Genomic DNA, 21,054 nt, shown 5'->3' on the forward strand with positions numbered 1-21,054 from the left:
TGCGCACTACCCCCATGGCATTGAACGTAAAATGAATGGAGGCCGGTCATCACAACCGGCCCGATAAGATTATTTCACCATTTCAAAGGTGAATGAAAGGGTTGCCCCTACGCTTAATTCACCCGGCGCGATCGGTGTCGACTTTTCCGACGCATCCATCGCGCGCAAGACCATGGGCCGTGGATAGCCACCGCCTTGGCTGTCGGTTTCTTCAACGCGCAAGACGCGGACATCATTGTAGCCAGCCTTTCGTGCAAGATTTTGTGCGCGGCTCATTGCGGTTGCCCAAACCTTGTCACGGGCAGCGCCGCGAAACGCACTGTCATCATCAACGCTGAATGTCGGACCATTGAAGCTTGTCGCGCCATCGACCGCAAGCGCATCCAGAAACGCGCCCAGTTTCTTCAGGTCGCGCAGTTTCGATGTCACCATGTTCGAAGCCTGATAGCCTTTGAAAATTTGCCGCCCATCGCGATAATCAAATTGCTGGTTAAGGCTGATCTGCGTGGTTTGGATATCGCGCTCGGCAATACCCAATGTCTTCAGCCGCGCAACAACCGACGCCATTTGCACGTTGTTCGCGCGGACGGCCTCGGTCGCCGTTGGTGCCATATTTTGGACGCCGGTTGAAAAGGTCGCGATATCTGGCTTGGCGTCAACAGATTCGGTGATCGTCAGATCAATGACGGGGTTTGCGGCGGTGATACTAACCTGCGTGGCCATCGCTTCGCCCGACGCCAACCCTGTGGTTGCCAGCAAAGCGGCAAAAATCATTATACGCATAATATGCTCCTGTTTGATGCCAACCACTTATATCGCGGTTCGGCGTGCCCAATCGATATAGGCTTGGCGAAGCTGAACGGTTGCCGAACCGGGCGTTCCATCGCCGATGGTTTTGCCGTTGATTTCCACCACCGGCATCACAAAGCCTGATGCCGACGAAACGAAAGCCTCAGCGGCTTGTTCCGCCTCCGCGACCGAAAACGCCCGCTCTTCGATTGTTTGCGCAACCAATGGTAAAACCGCGGCACGGGTAATGCCATGCAGGATTTCGCGGTTCAGCGGATGCGTCACCAGCACGCCATCATGCGTAATGATATGCGCGTTTTGCGCGGTCCCCTCTGTCACGACGCCGCCACGTTCCATCCACGCGTCGTCGACCCCGCGGGCAATCGCCTCATTCTTCATCAGCGACGCATAGAGCAATTGCGTCGTTTTGATATCGGCCCTGCCCCAGCGCAGATCTGGCAAAGTCACCACACGAATGCCGCGCTTTGCCAATGGGGTGTCTGCCAATGCACGGCTTTGGCTAAAGGCCAGAACGGTCGGCGTTGTGCCTTCGGGTGGGAAGACAAAATCACGATCAGTCGGCGCGCCGCGCGTGACTTGCCAATAGATCATGCCTTCCTCAACCGCATTGCGCGCGACAAGTTCGCGGCAAATCGTGAGCCACGACCCCGCATCAGGCGCGCCTTTAATACCCAGTTCGCCAAGCGAGCGGGCCAGTCGCTGCACATGGCCGTCAAAATCCACCAGCTTGCCGCCCAGTACCGAGACAACTTCGTAGACCGAGTCAGCGAACAGAAAGCCCCGGTCGAATACCGATACTTTGCCGTCGATTTCGGGAACATATGCCCCGTTGAGATAAATAGTGCGCATATGACGTCTGTGCTGGAAGCACCGCTAATCGTCAACATCGACATTGTCATTCCCGTTGCGACCCCCTATCCGCCAGCGCATATGTCTCAACCCCCAATCTTCGCATTCGAAAATCTCGCGCTGCAGCAAGGTGGCGGCTGGCTGTTTCAGGATATCAACCTGTTTATTGGCGCACGCGATCGGCTCGCGCTGATTGGCCGCAATGGCGCGGGCAAAACAACGTTGATGAAACTGGTCGCTGGCACGGTCGAGGCGGACAAAGGCACCCGCGTTGTCGTTCCCGGCACCAACATCGTCATGCTGGAACAAGACCCCGACGTGACATCGTTCGATCGGCTCGTCGATTTTGCCATTCATGGCGAAAAAGGCCCGCCCGAATATGCGGTGCGCGCCATTGCGGACCAGTTGGGCATAAATCTGGACCGCGAAGCCAAGACCGCAAGCGGTGGTGAGAAACGGCGCGCCGCGATTTGCCGCGCATTGGCCAGCGAACCCGATTTGCTGTTGCTCGACGAGCCGACCAACCATTTGGATCTCGCCGCGATTGAATGGCTGGAAGATTGGCTGACGCGGTATCGCGGCGCCTTCATGGTTATCAGCCATGACCGGACATTTTTAACGCGTCTGACGCGGCAGACATTCTGGCTGGACCGTGGCCTGTTGCGCAGGAATGAGATTGGCTTTGGTGGCTATGATGCGTGGACCGAGCGCGTCTATGCCGAAGATGCGCGTAATGCGGACCGGCTTGATGCCAAGCTGAAGATCGAGGCACATTGGCTTGAGCGCGGCGTCACTGCGCGGCGTAAGCGCAATCAGGGGCGGCTCGCAAAGCTGTGGGAAATGCGCGCCGCACGCGCCGCAATGATCGGCCCGCAAGGCACCGCCAAACTCGCCGCCGCAAGCGACGATAGCAAAACCAAAACCGTCATCAGCGCAGAAGGCGTCGGCAAAAGCTTTGGCGACCGCACGATTATCAAGGATTTTACGCTGCGTATCCAGCGCGGGGACCGCATCGGCATTGTCGGCGCGAACGGTACTGGCAAAACGACCTTAATCCGTATGCTGACCGGTGAAACGCAGCCCGACAGCGGCAGCATCACGCTATCGCCAACGCTGACCGGCATTGTCATCGATCAGCAGCGCAAATTGCTGACCCCCGAAAAGCGCGTGCGTGATGTGCTCGCCGATGGCAGCGACTGGATTGATGTGCGCGGTGTGCGCAAACATGTTCAGGGTTATCTCAAAGAGTTTCTGTTTGACCCCGCATTGATTGAGGCGCGGATCGGCTCGTTATCGGGTGGCGAACAATCGCGTATTTTGTTGGCGCGCGAATTCGCGCGTGAGGCCAATTTGCTGGTGCTGGATGAACCCACAAACGACCTCGACCTTGAAACGCTGGATCTGCTGCAGGAAGTCATTGCCGATTATGATGGCACTGTGCTGATCGTCAGCCACGACCGTGATTTCCTTGACCGAACGGTGACGCTCACGCTCGGCCTTGATGGATCAGGGCATGTCGACATCATTGCGGGCGGTTATGCCGATTGGGAAGCCAAGCGGGACAAGCGCGACAAACCCGCAGCGAAAAAGGCAGACAAACCCGCCGCGCGGCCAGAGGTAAGCAACGACACTGCGCCTGCCAAACGGGTTAAGCTGACCTACAAAGACCAGCGCGACTATGATCTGCTGCCCAGCCGCATTGCCGAGATCGATGCCGAGGTTGCAGCCGCCGAAAAGGAAATAAGCGAACCGACGCTCTACACAAAGAACTCGGCGCGATTTGCCGAACTGACGGCAAAGACCGAAAAACTGCGCGCCGAAAAGGACGCGGCGGAGGAGCGGTGGCTCGAATTGGCCATGATGGTTGAGGAAGCGGCCACCTAACCCGGTATCCGGTAAAAGGTCACCAGCCGGTCGAGCGCAATTTTCAGCACGAGCTTTCCAGACCGCACAGGCCATGACATCTCACGTTCTGCCGCAGGCATGCTCTCGCCCACGCAAATAACCCGCCACGCAATGTCCGACAGGTCGGGGCCAAGCGCGGACAAGGCATCGTCAAAACGCGCCTTTGCGCTCATCATCCGCTCTGTCCGGTTCAAGCCGGTCGGCGCAGCGCGTTTTTGGCGGCCGATCGGAATATTTTCCCAAGACATTGTGACGTGCGGGCCGAGCGCCGCAGATTCATAATCGCGGCGCAAGGTTTCCCCGGCCAACATCTGCCGGTCCGACAAGTGACCACGCGCATGCAACCATGACAGCGGCGATTCTGCGAGATTGACGGTCACCGTGCGACGGACTTTCGCATTTCGCGGAACTGGACCGGTTTCGCGCAAGCCCCGCTCGGCCAATAGCCGTGGATCAGGCAGGTTACGTTTTGCATGGGACTTTGAAGGCATATCTATTCTCCGCTTAATCAGCGAATCACCCTTGCCATGTGGTAAATATTGTAGGAAAGAAAAAACCTATCTGGTGATGGAGTATTTTATGCAAAGCCGAATTCGTGATGTGCGCAGGGCCAAGGGGATGACGCTTGCCGATGTGGCGGAACGGTGCAAACCCGCAACGACGGCGCAGACCATTGGGCGGCTGGAGACCGGTACGCGGGTGCTGTCGCTGATTTGGATTAACCGCATTGCCGATGCCTTGGGCGTTGAATCGAGCGATTTGTTGGCCCTGCCCGACCAGCAGTATTTGCCTGTGGCCGCCATCTTAAACGAGGACGGCACACATGCGCCGACCAAGAAAGAACGCATCATGGTGCCGAACGTGGGCGGGACGATGGTCGGCCTGCGTATTGCCGCGGCGACGGGCGAATATCGCCGTGGTGACGAATTATGGCTTGAACAGATTCAGCCTGACGCTTTTGGATCTGCGCTCAATCTGGACGTTTTGGTTCCACGCCCCGGTGGCCGTTTCCTCTTTGGCCGATTGTTGGGGCGCGAGGCGGGCAAGCTGCATCTGCTGCCGCTTGAGGCTGGAGCACGGCAACAGGTCGTCGCGGACCCGGCGTGGATTGCGAAAGCCGTACGGCTTGTCCGCAAGCTGTAGCGCGCGGGATGCGGATGCCACCGCGAACGCGCAGGCATTCTCCGGGAAAGAAAATGCCCGCCAGTTAGCCGACTTTTTCCGGACGCTGTCCGGACGTCAGGTTTACGATTCAATACCTTCGATGATGCGCTCGGCCTTTGAACCGGCTTCATCGGTCGGCACAAAGCTGTGTGAGCCGACCTTGAGCCAGATCAGGATTGGCGCAGCCTGATAAATCGAAGAATATGTTCCAACGACAATACCAAACGCCATCGCGGCGCTGAATCCGAAAATAACGTCTGGCCCGAACAGCACGAGGACAATCAACGGCAGCGAGATCGACACGCTGGTCATGACCGTACGCGACAATGTTTCGTTCACCGAAAGGTTCAAGAGCGACGCCATTTCCATCTTGCGGAATTTCATCAGGTTTTCGCGAATACGGTCATAGACAACCACGGTATCGTTCAACGAATAACCGATGATCGTCAGCAGGGCCGCGATGATGTTCAGGTCGAACTCCCAACCCGTCAGCGCAAACAGGCCGAAGGTAAGCGTTACGTCGTGGACAAGCGACCAGATGGCGCCCACGCCGAACTGCCATTCAAACCGGAACCAGATGTAAATCGATACGCCAGCCATCGCTGCAAGCAGCGCGAGGATACCCTTGCTGAACAATTCCTCCGACACCTTACCCGACACCGAATCCACGCCGTCAATGCGCACGTCAGGGTGACCCGCTTTCAACGTATCGGTGATCTTTGTTGCCATGGCATTGGCGAGCTCAGGATTCTTATCGGCGCCTTCCGGCAATTTCATGCGGATCGAGACCTGATTTTCAGCGCCAAAACGCTGAATGGTCGGATCGCCATAGCCGAGCTTCGCTACCGTTTCGCGTAATTCCGTGACCGGTGCGGATGCGCTTTGCGTAAATGTCGCGCGGATCATTTGGCCGCCGATAAAATCGACACCAAAGTTCAGGCCCTTTGCGGCCACCAATCCAACCGACGCGACCATCAGAAAAAGACTGATCCCAAAGGCCCAGGTCCGCCATCTCAGGAAATCGATATTTGTATCGTCAGGAACGACTTTGAGCAGTTTCATGTCTATATCCTCAAATCGTCAGTTCATGGGGACGGGTACGCTTCACCCAGCGTGAAACCCACATGCGCGTGATGGTAACTGCGGTGAAAACCGATGTGACGATCCCGATCATCAATACCACTGCGAAACCGCGAATGGGTCCGGAGCCAAAGATGAACAGCAATACCGCCGCAATGACGTTGGTGCTGTTCGCGTCAAAAATGGCGCGGCTGGCTTCTTTATAGCCAAATTCAATCGCCTGCACGACACGGCGGCCCCGTTTCAATTCTTCGCGAATACGCTCGTTGATCAACACGTTTGCGTCAACCGCAGCACCAATGGTCAATACGAAACCAGCAATGCCCGGCAGGGTCAGCGTTGCGTTGGCAAATGCCATGACGCCAAGGATCATGGCGACGTTGATGACCAACGCGACGTTGGCATACATGCCGAAGCGACCATAAACGAGGAACATCAGCACCAGAATTGCAGTGGTACCGATAACCGCAGCCAAAATGCCGCGGCGGATTGAGTCTGCACCCAAATCCGGGCCAACAGAGCGCTCCTCAACAATCTTCAGATCAACAGGCAATGCGCCCGACCGAAGCGAGATGGACAGTGCGTTCGCACTTTCCGTCGTGAAGCTTCCAGAAATTTGGGAGACACCGCCAAAAATGGGTTCACGAATTTGTGGTGCCGAAATCACCTGTCCGTCCAACACGATGGCGAACAGCTTGTTGACATTCTGCTGCGTCATACGGGCAAATTTCTGCCCGCCTTCGCTGTCGAACTGGATGGTGACCGCTGGCTCATTTGTCTGCGGGTCGAATGTCGGGTCAGCCTTGACCAGCTTGTCGCCGGAAATGCCGCCCAACCGGCGCACGGCAATGTACGGCAGACCGGAAGGGTTATCGGGATAGGGGAGAACTTGGCTACCAACGCGGGCCTTGCCCTGCGCGGTTTGATCTGGGTCGGCTTGTTCGTCGACAAGCTTGAACTCAAGCTTGGCCGTCTTACCAATCAATGCCTTCAACGCCTCTGGATCATCCAATCCGGGGACCTGAACAACGATGCGATTTTCACCCTGACGAATGATCGTAGGCTCAAGCGTGCCCAAGGCGTTGATGCGGCGATCGATAACGTCCTTTGCCGTATCCATCGCTTGATCGAGTGCGGTTTCATCGCCTGTGCCCGCTGGCGTCAGGATCATGCGGTTGCCGTCATTCACCCCGATGTTCCAGTCGCGGCTGCCGGTCGCGTTGCTGGTCAAAGGCAACAACGCCTCGCGTGCGGCGTCGATTTGCGTGGGGCTATCGACGGTGAAGCTCAATTGTCCGTTGGCACGCGACACATCCGAAATCGCAATCCGCGGATCGGCGCGGCGCATTGCCGTTCTGACGCTGTCTTCCAAAGCTTCCAACCGGGTTTCGGCAAGCTGCGAAGTGTCCGCCTCAAGCAGAATGTGGCTACCCCCCGCAAGGTCGAGACCAAGGTTGATGGTCGGCGTCGGCACAAATTGCGCGAGCTGCGCCCTGATGTGGGTAGGCAACACGCTTGGTATGGCAAAAAGCACACCCAGAACAATCAGGGTGTTGAGCATCCATACGCGCCAACGGGGAAAATCAAGCATAGGCTGGGTCCGAACGAACTGGAAAAACGGAATTTGGGGTCAGCATCACTGCTGTTCAACCCCGGCGATCAATCGTTAGCGGCTTTGGCGCCGCGCGGCTGGACGTTGGCGATGGTGGATTTAACCGCCTTCACCCGCACATTTGGCGCGATTTCGACTTCGACATAGTCATCGGCAACTTTCGTTACCTTGCCCATCAAGCCACCCGCAGTGACGACTTCATCATTCTTCTGCACCGCGTTGATTTTCGCCTCATGCTCCTTGGCGCGCTTTTGCTGCGGGCGAATGAGAAACATGTAAAAAACGACGAAGATCAAAAGCAGCGGGAACAGCTGCACAAAAAATGCCGAACCGCCCGCGCCACCAGCTGCAGCGCCCAAGATAACAAACTCCATCGGAAACCTCACAATTTAAAAAAGGCGCCCAATGCAGGCGCGGTCCTGAACAATCCGGCGCGATTATCACCTGCACCCAGCTGACGCAACGTCAAAGCGTCCAAACCGCGCTTGCTTTTAGGAAACCAGCGCCATATAGGCGCGCTTCCACTGGCCTCGGCGAGGTCTTTGGCGGTCGGGACGTAGCGCAGCCTGGTAGCGCATCACACTGGGGGTGTGGGGGTCGCAGGTTCGAATCCTGTCGTCCCGACCAATTATTCCAAGAAAATTTGCATCAAATAAGACCGCGACGCGCCAGCGCTGCGGCTTTGCGTTTTTCACTTTCCTACAAATAACCATATTGGTTATTATTGTTACGAAAGTGAGGACTCGATGACAATGGATCATATTGACGCGCTGATTGATGACCTGATTGCCCGTGAAGGCGACTATGTAAATCATCCGGCGGACCGAGGCGGCCCGACCCGCTGGGGCATTACCGAAGCGGTGGCGCGTCGGCACGGCTATCATGACAAGATGAGCCAACTCCCCCGGACCGAAGCCGCGGCCATTTACAAACGCATATATTGGCATGCCCCCGGCTTTGCCGATGTGGCAGCCATTGCACCAGATTTGGCGGCAGAATTGTTCGATACCGGCGTCAATATGGGCACCGGAACGGCCACCGGCTTTCTGCAACGCGCGTTGAACGCATTGAACCGGAATGGGCGTGACTATGCGGATATTGTGGTTGATCGCAAAATGGGCCCCGCAACGTTGCGCGCACTTTCTGCCTTTTTCGACACACGTGGACGCGCTGCAGAAAATGTTCTGCTGAAGGCAATGGATGCCCTGCAGGGTGCCCATTATGTCCGGCTGGCGGAGGCGCGGCCATCGCAGGAAGCCTTTCTGTATGGCTGGCTATCGAACCGTATTGGATAAATCAAAAAGGATTTCTTATGGCATTTGTTGACGGATTAATTGGGCCAATTGCCAGCATCATCGACAAAATCATTCCCGATCCGAAGGCGCGCGATACCGCCAAGCTTGAACTGCTTAAATTGCAGGGCAGTCAGGAGCTCGAGAATATAAAGACGCAGCTGTCGGGCATCTTGGCCGAAGCGCAATCGGCGGACCCATGGACAAGCAGAGCGCGGCCAAGCTTTTTATATGTCATGTATGCAATGCTGCTCTGGGCTATTCCGATGGGACTGATTTCCGCTGTCCAACCCGAAACCGCCGCCAACATCGCGGCGGGCATGAATGCCTATCTCAACGGCCTACCAGAGCCATTGTACGCGCTGTTTGGTACAGGCTATCTTGGTTACACCGTCGCGCGCCAATGGGGGATTTCGCGGGGAACGGAAAAATAGTTGCGCATGAAGGCCTTCATCCGTTACGCCTTATTACCCACTCGTAATGCATGGGACTGAGGAGAACCAATATGAAGAAAGTTGTCGCAACTGTTGCCGCTCTCGCGTTCACAATTTCGCTCGCTGCATGCGGCGAAGCTGGCGAAAAGGCAGCTGAAGAAACCGCAGAAGCAGCCGACGCAACTGGCGAAGCTGTTGAAGCTGGGGCAGAAAATGCCATGACTGCTGCTGAAGGTGCAGCGGACGCCACTGCAGAAGCAGCAGGCGAAGCTGCCGACGCAACCGCTGATGCCGCTGACAATGCAATGAAGGAAGAAGACAAGTAAGAGTCTTTTTTTCCGAAAAACATGAAGCCCGCCCTGCCCTGAGCAGCGGCGGGCTTTTTTGTGTCAATTCACCTTATGCGCAGTCGGGAAATAAGGGCGCCCGCATTCTTGCGGGATCTAAACCATGTTGCCGCGCCAGCGCGTCGCTCTCTCCCGAACATCGCGTGTTCGATCACAAGATGGGCTGCTTCGTTGTTATTCGATCATCCTGTGCATCGCCGTTCATCGCGAATAGTTGCATCGCAAACCTCGCCGCCATACAGTCGCGAAAAGCACATTTGGGCGGGGGGGTATTGCGGGTGTCAGTCACAGATGAAAATATGGGCCACGCCATAAGCACAAAACCGCGCTGGTGGTTAATCCTGATTGGATTGGCTATCGTTCTGGCAGGCGCGTTTCTCGCCCAAAGCGTTCGAACGGCAGATGGCACAATCGTTCGCGATATACGTTTTAAAGGCACCAATGGGACGGTCATGAGCGCGTTGCTCTATGTCCCCAAAAACGCCACGCCAGCGACACCAGCGCCGGGCATTCTTGCCGTCCACGGTTACATTAACTCGCGCGAGACGCAGGACGGTTTTGCGATTGAATTTGCCCGCAGGGGCTATGTGGTTTTGTCGCTTGATCAGACCGGCCATGGCTACAGTCAGGGGCCTGCATTCTCAAACGGCTTCGGCGGTCCCGATGGTTTGAAATATTTGCGGTCTCTGCCGATGGTCGATGTTGATCAAATCGGACTGGAAGGACACAGCATGGGCGGCTGGACGGTGCTTGCCGCGGCCGCTGCCATGCCCAACGCTTATACGTCGATGGTCCTGGAGGGCTCATCAACCGGCGCGCCATTCGCGCAGGAAGGATCGCCCAATTGGCCACGCAATGCTGCGGTGGTTTTCAGCCGCTATGACGAATTTTCAAATTTGATGTGGGGCGTTGCCCGTGCGCAGGATGTTGCGACAAGCAGCAAGCTGCAAACATTATTTGGCACGAAGGCGTCTGTTGTCGAAAACCGTCTATATGGCAGCGTTGCAGACGGGACCGCGCGCAAACTCTATCAACCGGCAACAACCCATCCCGGCGACCATGCATCCACGGCTGCCATTGGACACGCGATTGATTGGTTTGGCACCACGCTGACTGGTGGCACGCCCAAACCGGCAAACGATCAAATATGGTATTGGAAAGAATTTGGCACGGGCATTGGCCTTGTTGGTTTTGTGATGATCATGCTCGGTGCGTTTGATGCACTTGTCCGATTGCCCCTATTCGCGTCGGTGAAAGGCACGCCGGTCCCTGCCGCGGCAGAACGCGATGGCGCGTGGTGGAAGGGCTTCGCGTTCAGCACCGTGCTTCCCGCGCTGTTATTCTTTCCGACGTTCATTGCCGCCTATCTTCTGCTTCCGGCATCGCAATGGCTGCCGCAGGCAGTCACCACGCAAATCACACTTTGGGCTGTGACCAGCGCTGGTGTGAGCCTTTTGATCGGTCGCATGATGGGACGCAGCAGTGCCGCACAACAATCCAACTGGTTTAAGTCCATATTGCTGGCTCTGGCGACGGTGGCGGCTGGCTATGCCGCGCTCTTGCTCGTCGATATGCTGTTCCTGACCGATTTTCGGCTTTGGGTCGTCGCGGTCAAGCTTCCCAGCGCCAGCCAGTGGGGGATTGCCGCGATCTACGTCGTGCCGCTTACCCTCGCCTTTTTGGTAACAACCAAATCACTGGCCAATGCCACCGTCCGCAGCGACAGCGCCGGGCGTCGTTATCTGGCGGCAATATGCACGCTCACGACGGGCTTCATAGTCTTGTTGGGCGTCATTTACGGCCTGCTGTTCATGACCGGATCACTGATTACCGCATTTGATCCACTCAGCACCGTCATCGCCATCCAGTTTGTGCCCGTGCTGATTGCCATCGCCATCATCGCGACATTCACGTGGCAACGCACGGGCAGCTATCGTTCAGGCGGGCTGATCGCCGGAATTTTGGTGACGCTGTACGCCGTTGCGGGAACAGCGACGCAAATCTGATCTGGTGCACACCGGCTGATAACCATGCAACGGTCGGTCGCCACGGAATAAAGCAACGCGAACCGCAGTTCTATACGGCTACGATTAGTCCTAGCCGACCTTAGCCTTTAGCAGCGTTAACCTCTAAATGCGTAAGTTCAGGAACGTTCCAGCACTAGGGGACATTTCGTGCGTTCAATGGCGCAGTGGCTCGACATCAACTGGCTTGCCGCAATCCCTTTGTTGCGGCTCGGGATCAATCCATGGTTCTTCTTCAGGCGAACGGTCTGGGTAGCGGGCCGGTTCAGTTGGCGGCTGTTCTACGGGCGATTGGTCGGGCCGTTCACTCGGATGCCGGAGAGGATATTCCGGTATTTGTGGCGGACTATCGGGATGTTCTTCCGGATGTTGCTGGTCGTCACCGTACATATCCACCTCGCCAAAAATATTCGGCCTGCGGCCCCATTGTTGGTGTCCGATCTCTCAATCAGCAACCAAGGCTGGGAACCACAGGCCTAGCCAAATGTGTCATCGTCAACCTGCCAGACCCAACGCATTCACCGAAGTGAGGATTTGGAAACGACAGTCGACTCGGCATCTGACACCCAAAGAATGACGCACCATGAAATGTGCCGAAATACGTAAATCACCCGAGGGACAAAGTTCAGCGCGCTTTGACGCGCGCATGGTCGGAGATCTTTTCACTTGGATGAAGGATGACGACCGCACCCTTTTTCAGGCCGCTCAGCAGTTCTGCCTTCTCGTCGTTCATCCTGCCGATAGTTACCGGAACTAACCTTGCCCTGCCATTTTGCACGGCAAAGACTGCCCATTTGCCCTTGTCGCGAAAAAGCGAGCTGATCGGAAGTTGCTGCGCGTTCGCGCTTTCCCATTCGACCGCGCGGATGATGACGCGGAAACCATGGCCGAGCTTGGTCCATTTTTCCGGCGGATCGATGATGTCGATAATGACATTGACCCGCTGTTCCTCAACACCCAGCGCGGAGATTTTGGTGAAGCCAAAGGGCTCAATGCGCCGCACGCGGCCGTTAAGTGGCTGTGCACCACCCCAATTGTCGATCAGCACGCGTGCGCCCGGTCGCAATCGAACGGCATCGGCGGAAAGCAGGTCGGTGACAATTTCCAACTTTCGCGGATCGCCGATTTCGACCAGTGGCGTGCCAGCGGCCACCGTTACCTCGCTCTCCTGCGCAACCCGCATGACGGTGCCGCTGGTGGGGGAGCGGACATTAAGCGTTCCACGGCTGCCGCGCGGTGAAATGGGTGTTACAAGATTGGCGCGGGCGGCGTCGCGGTCGAAGCGCGTGGCCTCGGTTGCGCGGGTGGCCTCCGAATAGGCCGCTCTGGCCGACGATACCGAGGCATTGGCGCTGTCGAGTGCAGCGCGGGTAGCGAATCCTTTATGGAACAATGCTTCAACGCGGCCTTGCTGCTGAATTGCCAAATCGCGGGCTGCGCGCGCCTGCTCAATCCGCATAGATGAAGACGCCACCATGGCATCGAGCGCCTGCACCTGCGCGCGTGCACGCGCCTCGGTGCGCGGATCGAGGAAATCGGGATCGACCGGCGTCATCCTTGCGACCACCGTTTGCCCGGCAATCACCGGATCGCCGGGTTCCAGCTCGATCCGGGTCAACCGACCGTTAATTGGGGCTGCGACAACAAACAGGTCATGCACACGGGTTTCGCCTTCATCATCGATGGTTACCGTCATCGGCCCTTGCGTGACTTTTGCCAGATCGACCTGATAAGGCGGCTTGCGAATAGCGAGGTAGAGCGCGGCGATCACCACGGCGGCAATGAGCGCCGAAATCACAAGTGGCCCGGGGCGGAGGAAGTTGCGTTTCGCCATGTCAGTCCCAGATTTTCAAAACGGCGACCAGATCGAGCCGGTCGAGCCTGCGGCGAACGAACAGCGCGGTAATCGCAGCGGCGAGCAGTACGAGGAGTACAGCCTGCGCAACCGTGCCCGCGGTGAGGCCAAACGGCACAATGAACAAATCGCCGCCGAGGGCAGAACTCAGCCAACGCGAGAGATAATATCCAAAGGCCACTCCAAAGGGCAGTCCCACCATCGTCAGGATCGCAAGTTCGCCAAGCAGGATGTACGAGACTTCTGATCGGCGATAGCCGAGCACGCGCAGCGAAGCCAAATCGCGCGACCGTTCCGCCAGACTGATGCGCGCATTATTGTAAATCACGCCAAAGACTATCAGCGCGGAAAAACCGGTGTTAAACAGGGTGACGATACCCATCGTCTCACCGATCGTTTCTTCCAACCCGCTTCGTGAAGCGGCCCTGAGCGAGACACCAGCGATGAGCGGGGTCATCTTCAGATAACGATACAGCTCATCAATGCGCGCCGGATCGACGCCCAGATAGGCCCCTGAAAGCAGTGGTGGTTCTTTGAGCCGCGCGGCGATCATGTCCGCATCGACATAAGCGGGGCTGCCAACTGCACTTTTGATGATGCCCACGACAGGCAGTGCGAAATGGTCACGCCGTCCCTCGGTTATTTGCACGTCCAAAGAATCGCCTATCGCGAGCCCCAGTTCGTTCGAAAGGCCGTAAGAAACGAGAACCCCGCGCGGCGGTGCCTCGATAATCGCACCGTCGATACCGACTATCCGGTTTAGATCGCTACCGGAGATCGCAGCAGTCAGGGCTTCGGATTTGGACCGGCGTTCGCCATCCAGTTTGGCGCCTATCATCCGCATTGGTTCGGCGCGCCAGACACCCGGCGCGCGTTGCAGTTCGAACAAGGCCCTTTGGTCGCGCGGCTCGGCAAAAGTGACCATCACATCGGCCCGGTTCGATTGGTCGAACAATATGTTGATCATGAGCGCAACATTGTCACGCGAGCCCGCTGAGGTGATGTAAAGGCCCAGCGCGGCGGCAACGCCCAGCGACCCCAAGGCCGAGCGGAAAGGCCGGCGGAGGATGCCACGCAATATAATCCGCGTTGGCTCGTCCAAGGCGCGCATCCGCCCGATCAGCCGGGCGATGGCGCCTGCATAATTGGGCGGCAAAGGAGGGCGCATCGCCTCGACCGGAGTCATCCGGCGCACACGCCGTACCGACTGAAATACGCCGAGCAGCACCACCGCAATCGTCGCTATGCTCGCCATCGCATAAACGTCGAGACCAGCGCGATAATTGAGGAAGGGAAAGACAAAAAACGCCTGATACATCCTGGCCAGCCCACGGCCTAGCCACGACCCCAACACAATGCCGAGGACCAGTCCTGGCACCGACAAGACCACCGCGATCTTGGCATAATGCGCCATGATCGTCTGCCCGCGATAGCCAAAGGCCATCAGCAGCCCAATCACCTCGTGCTCAGCATCGATGAGGCGCGAGAGCACCATGTTGATCAGGAAAGCCGCAGTGCCGAGAAAGATCGGTGGCAATATGCCCGTCATCGTCTGCAACTGCCTAAGCTCGTTGCTTACAAAGCGGTCGGATATCTGTTCAATGCGAGGGTAAGCGCTTACGCCGCCATAGCGCGCGAGCAGGCGATCCAGACGCCGGATGACGTCGCCTGCGTCTGCGCTGCGATCGATCCGCACCAGCGCCTCGTTGAAAGCATCGGTCAGGTCGAGCGAAGCCGCGAGATGCGCCTCGCCCATCCACAGAACACCGAACCGGCGGTTGTCGGGGAAAATCTGCCCCGGGCCGATTGCATAAATATATTCTGGCGACAGAGCGGTGCCGACCACCCGCAGATGCTGGCGTTTGCCATAGAGCAACGCGTCGATGCCATCGCCCAGACTGATCCGCGCAGCTTCGGCAAACTTTTCGTTCGCCATAACTTCTTCTGGCCGGTTTGGGTCTGGCCAGCGCCCGCTGCGAAGAACAAGCGCGTTCAAGCGGGGTTCGCCGCGCGCCGGGATCGAGTGGATACGCGCCGTAATGGGTTCGGCGATCCCGGGAATATCGAGCGTTGCGCCAGCGGTGATACGCCCCTCAACCATGCTGACGCCCGGCAGCCCCTTTATTTCCTTCAGCACGCTTTTCGGTGCGCGCTTGGCCGGGGCGAAAATGTCGGCGAAGCGATAGCGATCATAATACGCCTCCCGCGTTGTATCCAGCGAGCGGATCATCCCCAGCGACATCACCACCATCCCTACGCCCGCGGCAATCACCAGCGCGATCGCGAAAGCCTGGCTGCGCATCCGCCACAGGTCGCGCAGCACCTTGCGGTCCAATGGGCTGAGCCCGATTACCATATCATGTCGCCCGGGCGGCGACGCGTCGGATTTGGGCTGCTGCTGGCGAGCTGGCCATCGGCAAAGCGCAGCACATGGTCGGCCATTTCAGCGATCACGGCATTGTGCGTGATCAAAAGCGTGGTGGTGCCGAGCTCGCGGTTGACCTGATCGAGTGCCTCCAGCACGCGCACCCCCGTTTGGCTGTCGAGCGCGCCGGTGGGTTCATCGCACAACAACACCTTGGGGCGTTTGGCGATGGCGCGCGCGATAGCAACGCGCTGTTGCTCACCTCCAGAAAGCTGGGTGGGAAAATGGTCGAGACGGCTTTCAAGGCCCACCAGCGCAAGTGCCTCGGCGGGTTCCATCGGCTCCTCCGCAATCTCGGTGATGAGTGCCACATTCTCGCGCGCGGTCAGCGATGCGACAAGATTGTAGAACTGGAAGACAAAACCAACATGATGGCGGCGATATTCGGTTAGGCCGTGATCCCCGAGGCTGGTTAGCTCAATATCCTCGAAATGCACATGGCCACTGGTTGCCTGATCGAGGCCACCGACGATGTTGAGAAACGTTGATTTCCCAGAGCCGCTTGGCCCGAGCAATACAACCATAGCCGATTGCTGCACATCGAGATTAACACCGCGCAACGCCTGAACCGCCGCGTCGCCTTCCCCATAAGTTTTGGTCAGGCCCTCGATCCGGTACAGCGGTGGGGCAGACGCCATTTCATCTTCCTTCGCGCTGATCGGTAAGATCTAGAGAGTAAGACAACACGCAAATGGCACGCGATAGGTATTATTACTGACCTGTGAATCCGGTCAATCCGTGAGTCTACGGAATGAAACTATCTATCAATTCGATTATCACGGCGCCTAGCAAAGGAGGTCGTTATGCAAACTCGGAACTGGATTGGATTGGCAACAGCCGCAGGTGCAGCTGCTGTCGCAAGCGGCGCATATCTGCGTTACCGGCGCGAACTGAACGAAAAAGCACAAAAGCTGGAAGCGAACAGTTTTATAGCCAACACCAAATGCGGGCGTATCGAATACGGGCGCGAGGGCAAGGGGCGAGCTGCGCTGGTCATTCACGGTGCGGGCGGCGGCTATGACCAAGGACTTTATCTTGCCCGCGAAATGTTGGGTGAAGGCTTTGACGTCATTGCGCCATCACGCTTTGGTTATCTCCGCACGCCCGTCCCTGCCGACGCATCACATGCGGCGCAGGCCCATGCGCACGCCGCCTTACTGGACAAGCTTGCTGTGCAAAAAACGATTGTCATGGGTGTGTCTGCGGGTGCACCGAGCGCGATCGAATTCGCCTCTCGCTATCCCGACCGGACGACCGCTTTGGTGCTGGTCGTCCCGCGCACATATGATCCTGACAATCAGGCGGGTGCCCAACCAACGCCGCAGAACAAAACGGTCATTCGCCTTTTCGAGAACTCGGCCGATTTCCCTTATTGGGCAGCGACAAAAGTCGGGCGCAAAACACTGGTTCGCTTCTTTGGCGTCGATCCAGCACTTGAAGCGAAAGCAGGGCCTGAAGACCGTGAAAAGATAAAGACGCTATTGGCTGAAATGCTGCCTTTGTCAGCGCGCGCCGAAGGCATCATCGCTGATACAGCCGGCGAACTTGCAAAGCCCGATCTTGAGGGAATTCGGTGTCCGACGCTGGTGATTTCGGCTGAGGACGACCTTTATCATACGCTTCCTGGCGCCCGTTTTGCCGCAGAACATATCCCGGATGCAACGCTGAAGGTCTTCAAGACCGGAGGCCACCTGCTGATTTCACACAGCAACGAATTGCGCGGTATGATTGCCGACTTCCTGAGCCAGCATGACGGTGACAATGCGCCGCGGTCCGGTAAAAAAATATCCGTAGGCTTACCGGCAACGGCTGCCGCCCATTGAACAACGTCGATTCATAAAGCGTGTCGCGATACCTTGGTATCGCCAGTTGAGCGGAGTAATTGCAATGATCAAGAATGTATTACGACGTAAGATCGTGGCGGCCTCCGCATCATTGTCGGCAGCATTGTTACTATCGTCCTGTATGACCGCGACGCCGTATCAGCCAGAGGTTCGGGGGCAGCGCATCCATGGGGGATATTCAGAGCAGCGGTTAGCCAATAACCGGTTTCGCGTTACCTTTGACGGAAATACGCTCACGTCGCGCGAACGTGTTGAGGGCTATCTGCTGTACCGTGCGGCCGAACTGACGATAAAAGAGGGGTTTGACTGGTTTCGTATCGTTGACCGCGAGACCGACCGAGATCGGCGGGAGTATATTGAACCATCGCCATTTTACCGTCCATGGTACGGATATGTCTATTGGCGGCCGTACTGGCGCTACTACCGGCCGCATTATGGCTGGCAATATTGGTATCCCTATGAAGACAACCCGTTTTGGGCCGACGGTATTGATGTCCGCACCGTCGAAGAGTTCGAGGCGCACGCAGAGATAGAAATGGGGCACGGGATCACGCCACATGAAAAAAATATATTCGACGCGCGCAAGGTGCGTGACGAGCTGGAACCGTCAATCGAGCGGCCAAAAGAGCGCTGAGAATTTGTCGGCGCTCGATGGGTAAAAGCCGTATGCCGACATGCATCACTTCATAGGCCTTGCGGAGTCTGCAACTCTTAATCCGAAACCGCGCGCTTCGTTCAGAAGCGACACAACTTCTGCATCACTCGTTTGAGTGAAATCGTGATAGAATTCGCCAACTGCACCAAACGGCTTATAGGTTTCGAGACAGATGACCTGGTCGCATTCATGACCAAGGTCGCGTGCAACCTCGGGCGGCGCTACTGGGACAGCGAGGATCAGCCAAGAGGGCTCATTCTTGTTTGCACCACGCAAGGCGGCCCTCATCGTGCCTCCGGTGGCAATGCCGTCATCGACAACGATCACCATACGACCGTTTATGCTAATAGGCGCGTGGTCGCCGCAATAGGCTTTGCGGCGCCTGTCTATCTCTGCGAGCTGCCGCCGCATTTCGGCACGAATATAATCAGGACTGGGCCCAAGTTGCCGAACGATATCTTCATTCAACACAAGTTGCGGGCTCGCCCCATCAACCACGGCCCCGATGCCGAACTCGGCATATCCAGGCGCACCAATCTTGCGCACAAACAGCAGGTCTAGTGGCGCATCAAGCGCCTTTGCGACCTCGAACGCAACGGGTACCCCGCCACGCGGAAGAGCAAGAATAACCGGATGCTGGGGCGCAAGGTGCAAAAGCTGCCGAGCAAGCTTGCGACCGGCGTCGCGACGGTCCTCGAATGGATAGTCGCGGTTAAACATCGTCAAATACCCCTTCTTGCAAATTGCGCGAAATGCATCGCAAACCAATCGCTGGCATGGGTGATCACCTGATCAAGCGTTCCTGGTTCCTCAAACAAATGCCCCGCGCGCTGAACGATCAGCAGCTTTTTTGGACAGCTAAGCGCCATGAATGCTTGCTGGTTCAGGGTGATCACGGGCCCATCCAGGCTGCCGACGAGGAGCAATGTGGGTGCGCGAACCATCGGCAATGCCGCTCCGGCCATGTCCGGTCTGCCTCCGCGCGATACGATTGCGGCTATGTCCGGATCATCTGCAGCTGCGATGAGCGCAGCTGCTGCACCCGTGCTTGCGCCAAAATAGCCAATGGGCAAGTGACGCAGGTCGGCATTGCTCCTCGCCCATTTCGTCGCCGATTTTAGCCGGCTGGCGAGCAATTCGACGTCGAACACGTTCCGTCGGTTCTGTTCCTCTTCGGTCGTCAGCAGATCGAGCAACAGGGTCGCCTGCCCCTGCATTCGAAGTTCAGCTGCAACATGATTGTTCCGCGGGCTGAGACGTCCGCTTCCGCTGCCATGTGCAAAGATAACAAGTCCTGTCGAAACCGGAGGTATCCCGAGCAGCGCGCGAAGGCGATGCGGCCCAACCAGGATCTCTTGTAGCGGGGTATCAAGGTGTGACGCCATGACATTAAAGCCCAAAAGGATATGTTTCAGGCGCGCCATGCGGCTTTTCATGCCCAAGCGGCGTCACTGCATGGGACCGTTCAAACCAGACAAAGGCATCGAACTGGTCGGCCAATACCGCCTCGAAATAATGGCTAAGAAATTCGGTCTCCGGCCTGTAGACCACACCAATTGCGCGCTCTAGCAAAGGCTCGCGCAATATATGCGCCAGCGATTGACGGGAGCGCCCGCGCCAGTCGGTCAACGTACGAGCAAGGCCGGTTCGCCGAAAGGCATGCTCATAACTATCGGACCGCGCAGGACGCACAGTCTTCACTTGCATATCTGCACCCCATTCGCTCGCCGCTGCGACCGTTCCGGTGTCAGTGCCAAAACCAATCAGCACAGCATCATCACCATAAGCCACCCGGCAAAGCTGCCCAATGTTGAACTCGCCGTTCCACCCCATTGCCGTCGCAGACGCATCGCCGATATGCGAATTATGCGCCCAGACGACCGCCTTGGTACCGACACCTCGATGTGCGATGACCGCTTGCAGGGTGCTGAACATATGACGGTCGCGTAGGTTCCACGATGCAGCACCGCCTTGATAGATGGCGCGGTAATAGCGCTCCGCCTCACGCACGATCCGTGCGTTTTGTGTAGCATCAAACCACGCTTCACCATCGCTCGCCAGATATCCCAGCCGTTTGTCGAGTAACGTGTGCAGCTGCTCCACTGCTTGTTGCGCGCAGTCGGGTCGTTCGCCGCGCACGACGGCGCGGCCATATTTTGCTGGCTCGTCTTGCCATGGAGTCAGGCAACCATAGCGCCATCGCGCCATTGTGGCTTCGTCAGGATCGACCTTGTCGAGATAGGTGAGCACCGAATGGATGGACTCGCTCAGACTGTAAACATCAAGCCCGTGAAACGACGCCTTCGCGCGGTCGGGCTGACCTTCATTATGTCCGCGCATCCAGTCGGCAAAGGCCAGTAGTTCGGCATTGCGCCACATCCATGTCGGGAAGCGGACAAAGCCCTCGCCACGGCGCGGCCGCTTTTCATGGTGGCGGACATACCCATCGATCCGGGCCGCATCGGGCCAGTCGGCCTCAACCGCGACCACAGTAAAGCCATGATGTTCGATCAGTTGTCGCGTGATCGCCGCGCGCGCATTATAGAATTCAGATGTGCCGTGGGTCGCTTCGCCGAGCAAAACGATCTGCGCATCGCCGAAGCGGTCAAAAAACTGCCCAAACGCCTCTTGCTGCTCGGGTGCAGGCAGCGGTTCGGCATATTGCCGCAACGCATCGACCAGCCGCTTGGACGCTTCTCGCTTGGGCTTGTCCTGCAATGAAATCGTCGTCATGATTTGCATCATACCGGCTTCAATT

At 57.3% G+C, this 21,054-nt stretch carries 20 protein-coding genes, 1 tRNA gene and 1 pseudogene; 10 read left to right on the plus strand and 12 right to left on the minus strand.

What is annotated here, in order from left to right; genetic code table 11:
- Positions 1-69: 69 nt before the first annotated feature.
- Positions 70-783, minus strand: coding sequence for an SIMPL domain-containing protein (locus GGR91_RS07255; RefSeq protein ID WP_183941421.1), 714 nt, complete (start codon positions 781-783; stop codon positions 70-72).
- Positions 784-810: 27 nt separating this feature from the next.
- Positions 811-1,659, minus strand: coding sequence for a D-amino-acid transaminase (locus GGR91_RS07260; protein ID WP_183941422.1), 849 nt, complete (start codon positions 1,657-1,659; stop codon positions 811-813).
- Positions 1,660-1,740: 81 nt separating this feature from the next.
- On the opposite strand from GGR91_RS07260, the gene GGR91_RS07265 reads away from it, so the two are divergent.
- Positions 1,741-3,543, plus strand: coding sequence for an ABC-F family ATP-binding cassette domain-containing protein (locus GGR91_RS07265; protein WP_183941594.1), 1,803 nt, complete (start codon positions 1,741-1,743; stop codon positions 3,541-3,543).
- Here the strand turns inward: GGR91_RS07265 and GGR91_RS07270 are convergent.
- On the minus strand, positions 3,540-4,055 hold the full coding sequence (locus GGR91_RS07270; RefSeq protein ID WP_183941423.1) for a DUF6456 domain-containing protein: 516 nt from the start codon (positions 4,053-4,055) through the stop codon (positions 3,540-3,542). The genes GGR91_RS07265 and GGR91_RS07270 overlap by 4 nt on opposite strands.
- Before the next feature lie 88 nt (positions 4,056-4,143).
- Here GGR91_RS07270 and GGR91_RS07275 point away from each other — a divergent pair, with 88 nt between their 5' ends.
- Positions 4,144-4,707: a helix-turn-helix domain-containing protein gene (locus GGR91_RS07275; RefSeq protein WP_183941424.1), complete on the plus strand. Its 564-nt coding sequence runs from the start codon at positions 4,144-4,146 to the stop codon at positions 4,705-4,707.
- A 102-nt stretch (positions 4,708-4,809) separates the two neighbouring features.
- Here the strand turns inward: GGR91_RS07275 and secF are convergent, their stop codons facing one another.
- The 3 genes from secF to yajC form a co-directional block, all read right to left on the minus strand.
- Positions 4,810-5,790, minus strand: coding sequence for a protein translocase subunit SecF (gene secF / locus GGR91_RS07280; protein WP_183941425.1), 981 nt, complete (start codon positions 5,788-5,790; stop codon positions 4,810-4,812).
- A 10-nt stretch (positions 5,791-5,800) separates the two neighbouring features.
- Positions 5,801-7,399, minus strand: coding sequence for a protein translocase subunit SecD (secD, locus tag GGR91_RS07285; RefSeq protein WP_183941426.1), 1,599 nt, complete (start codon positions 7,397-7,399; stop codon positions 5,801-5,803).
- Between the two features lie 68 nt (positions 7,400-7,467).
- Positions 7,468-7,794 (minus strand): preprotein translocase subunit YajC, encoded by a 327-nt coding sequence (yajC, locus tag GGR91_RS07290; RefSeq protein ID WP_183941427.1) that lies wholly within the window; start codon positions 7,792-7,794, stop codon positions 7,468-7,470.
- Positions 7,795-7,970: 176 nt separating this feature from the next.
- Here yajC and GGR91_RS07295 point away from each other — a divergent pair.
- The 6 genes and pseudogenes from GGR91_RS07295 (at position 7,971) to GGR91_RS07320 (ending at position 11,997) form a co-directional block, all read left to right on the plus strand.
- Positions 7,971-8,047: transfer RNA gene (locus GGR91_RS07295), tRNA-Pro, on the plus strand.
- 125 nt (positions 8,048-8,172) lie between these two features.
- Positions 8,173-8,715 (plus strand): glycoside hydrolase family 108 protein, encoded by a 543-nt coding sequence (locus tag GGR91_RS07300; RefSeq protein ID WP_183941595.1) that lies wholly within the window; start codon positions 8,173-8,175, stop codon positions 8,713-8,715.
- A 17-nt stretch (positions 8,716-8,732) separates the two neighbouring features.
- Positions 8,733-9,146, plus strand: coding sequence for a holin family protein (locus GGR91_RS07305; RefSeq protein ID WP_183941428.1), 414 nt, complete (start codon positions 8,733-8,735; stop codon positions 9,144-9,146).
- Between the two features lie 71 nt (positions 9,147-9,217).
- Entirely contained in the window at positions 9,218-9,472 is a 255-nt protein-coding gene (locus GGR91_RS07310; protein ID WP_183941429.1) for a hypothetical protein, read from the plus strand.
- A gap of 473 nt (positions 9,473-9,945) precedes the next feature.
- Positions 9,946-10,305: pseudogene (locus tag GGR91_RS11775) on the plus strand (alpha/beta hydrolase family protein); the annotation flags it as partial.
- Positions 10,306-11,667: 1,362 nt separating this feature from the next.
- Positions 11,668-11,997: a hypothetical protein gene (locus GGR91_RS07320; RefSeq protein WP_183941430.1), complete on the plus strand. Its 330-nt coding sequence runs from the start codon at positions 11,668-11,670 to the stop codon at positions 11,995-11,997.
- Between the two features lie 145 nt (positions 11,998-12,142).
- Here GGR91_RS07320 and GGR91_RS07325 read toward each other — a convergent pair whose 3' ends face one another.
- The 3 genes from GGR91_RS07325 to GGR91_RS07335 are packed head-to-tail and all read right to left on the minus strand — an operon-like array spanning position 12,143 to position 16,435.
- A complete protein-coding gene (locus tag GGR91_RS07325) occupies positions 12,143-13,351 on the minus strand; it encodes an efflux RND transporter periplasmic adaptor subunit (protein ID WP_183941431.1) in 1,209 nt (402 codons plus the stop codon).
- Position 13,352: 1 nt separating this feature from the next.
- The gene (locus tag GGR91_RS07330; protein ID WP_183941432.1) at positions 13,353-15,728 is read right to left on the minus strand and encodes an ABC transporter permease; all 2,376 of its coding nucleotides are present in this window, start codon (positions 15,726-15,728) and stop codon (positions 13,353-13,355) included.
- The gene (locus tag GGR91_RS07335; protein WP_183941433.1) at positions 15,722-16,435 is read right to left on the minus strand and encodes an ABC transporter ATP-binding protein; all 714 of its coding nucleotides are present in this window, start codon (positions 16,433-16,435) and stop codon (positions 15,722-15,724) included. The genes GGR91_RS07330 and GGR91_RS07335 overlap by 7 nt, the downstream gene beginning before the upstream one ends.
- A gap of 165 nt (positions 16,436-16,600) precedes the next feature.
- On the opposite strand from GGR91_RS07335, the gene GGR91_RS07340 reads away from it, so the two are divergent.
- Both GGR91_RS07340 and GGR91_RS07345 read left to right on the plus strand, forming a co-directional pair.
- Positions 16,601-17,620 (plus strand): alpha/beta fold hydrolase, encoded by a 1,020-nt coding sequence (locus tag GGR91_RS07340; RefSeq protein ID WP_183941434.1) that lies wholly within the window; start codon positions 16,601-16,603, stop codon positions 17,618-17,620.
- A 64-nt stretch (positions 17,621-17,684) separates the two neighbouring features.
- Complete coding sequence (locus GGR91_RS07345; RefSeq protein ID WP_183941435.1) at positions 17,685-18,275, plus strand: CC0125/CC1285 family lipoprotein; 591 nt, start codon at positions 17,685-17,687, stop codon at positions 18,273-18,275.
- Positions 18,276-18,320: 45 nt separating this feature from the next.
- On the opposite strand, the gene GGR91_RS07350 is transcribed toward GGR91_RS07345, so the two are convergent.
- From GGR91_RS07350 to GGR91_RS07360, 3 genes are read right to left on the minus strand one after another with little or no spacing between them, the layout of a single operon-like run.
- Positions 18,321-19,016 carry a phosphoribosyltransferase gene (locus GGR91_RS07350; protein ID WP_183941597.1) on the minus strand — a complete coding sequence of 232 codons (696 nt, stop codon included), beginning with the start codon at positions 19,014-19,016 and terminating at the stop codon, positions 18,321-18,323.
- Positions 19,017-19,018: 2 nt separating this feature from the next.
- A complete protein-coding gene (locus tag GGR91_RS07355; RefSeq protein WP_246337067.1) occupies positions 19,019-19,720 on the minus strand; it encodes a dienelactone hydrolase family protein in 702 nt (233 codons plus the stop codon).
- Entirely contained in the window at positions 19,686-21,029 is a 1,344-nt protein-coding gene (locus GGR91_RS07360) for an erythromycin esterase family protein (RefSeq protein WP_183941599.1), read from the minus strand. The genes GGR91_RS07355 and GGR91_RS07360 overlap by 35 nt, the downstream gene beginning before the upstream one ends.
- Positions 21,030-21,054 lie beyond the last annotated feature (25 nt).

Source organism: Sphingorhabdus rigui (genome assembly GCF_014196595.1).
GTDB classification, from domain to species: domain Bacteria; phylum Pseudomonadota; class Alphaproteobacteria; order Sphingomonadales; family Sphingomonadaceae; genus Sphingorhabdus_B; species Sphingorhabdus_B rigui.

Coding starts and splice junctions, on each gene's coding strand:
- GGR91_RS07255 (WP_183941421.1), bottom strand. CDS start 783: ATGCGTATAATGATTTTTGCCGCTTTGCTGGCAACCACAGGGTTGGCG.
- GGR91_RS07260 (WP_183941422.1), bottom strand. CDS start 1,659: ATGCGCACTATTTATCTCAACGGGGCATATGTTCCCGAAATCGACGGC.
- GGR91_RS07265 (WP_183941594.1), top strand. CDS start 1,741: ATGTCTCAACCCCCAATCTTCGCATTCGAAAATCTCGCGCTGCAGCAA.
- GGR91_RS07270 (WP_183941423.1), bottom strand. CDS start 4,055: ATGCCTTCAAAGTCCCATGCAAAACGTAACCTGCCTGATCCACGGCTA.
- GGR91_RS07275 (WP_183941424.1), top strand. CDS start 4,144: ATGCAAAGCCGAATTCGTGATGTGCGCAGGGCCAAGGGGATGACGCTT.
- secF (WP_183941425.1), bottom strand. CDS start 5,790: ATGAAACTGCTCAAAGTCGTTCCTGACGATACAAATATCGATTTCCTG.
- secD (WP_183941426.1), bottom strand. CDS start 7,399: ATGCTTGATTTTCCCCGTTGGCGCGTATGGATGCTCAACACCCTGATT.
- yajC (WP_183941427.1), bottom strand. CDS start 7,794: ATGGAGTTTGTTATCTTGGGCGCTGCAGCTGGTGGCGCGGGCGGTTCG.
- GGR91_RS07300 (WP_183941595.1), top strand. CDS start 8,173: ATGGATCATATTGACGCGCTGATTGATGACCTGATTGCCCGTGAAGGC.
- GGR91_RS07305 (WP_183941428.1), top strand. CDS start 8,733: ATGGCATTTGTTGACGGATTAATTGGGCCAATTGCCAGCATCATCGAC.
- GGR91_RS07310 (WP_183941429.1), top strand. CDS start 9,218: ATGAAGAAAGTTGTCGCAACTGTTGCCGCTCTCGCGTTCACAATTTCG.
- GGR91_RS07325 (WP_183941431.1), bottom strand. CDS start 13,351: ATGGCGAAACGCAACTTCCTCCGCCCCGGGCCACTTGTGATTTCGGCG.
- GGR91_RS07330 (WP_183941432.1), bottom strand. CDS start 15,728: ATGGTAATCGGGCTCAGCCCATTGGACCGCAAGGTGCTGCGCGACCTG.
- GGR91_RS07335 (WP_183941433.1), bottom strand. CDS start 16,435: ATGGCGTCTGCCCCACCGCTGTACCGGATCGAGGGCCTGACCAAAACT.
- GGR91_RS07340 (WP_183941434.1), top strand. CDS start 16,601: ATGCAAACTCGGAACTGGATTGGATTGGCAACAGCCGCAGGTGCAGCT.
- GGR91_RS07345 (WP_183941435.1), top strand. CDS start 17,685: ATGATCAAGAATGTATTACGACGTAAGATCGTGGCGGCCTCCGCATCA.
- GGR91_RS07350 (WP_183941597.1), bottom strand. CDS start 19,016: ATGTTTAACCGCGACTATCCATTCGAGGACCGTCGCGACGCCGGTCGC.
- GGR91_RS07355 (WP_246337067.1), bottom strand. CDS start 19,720: ATGGCGCGCCTGAAACATATCCTTTTGGGCTTTAATGTCATGGCGTCA.
- GGR91_RS07360 (WP_183941599.1), bottom strand. CDS start 21,029: ATGACGACGATTTCATTGCAGGACAAGCCCAAGCGAGAAGCGTCCAAG.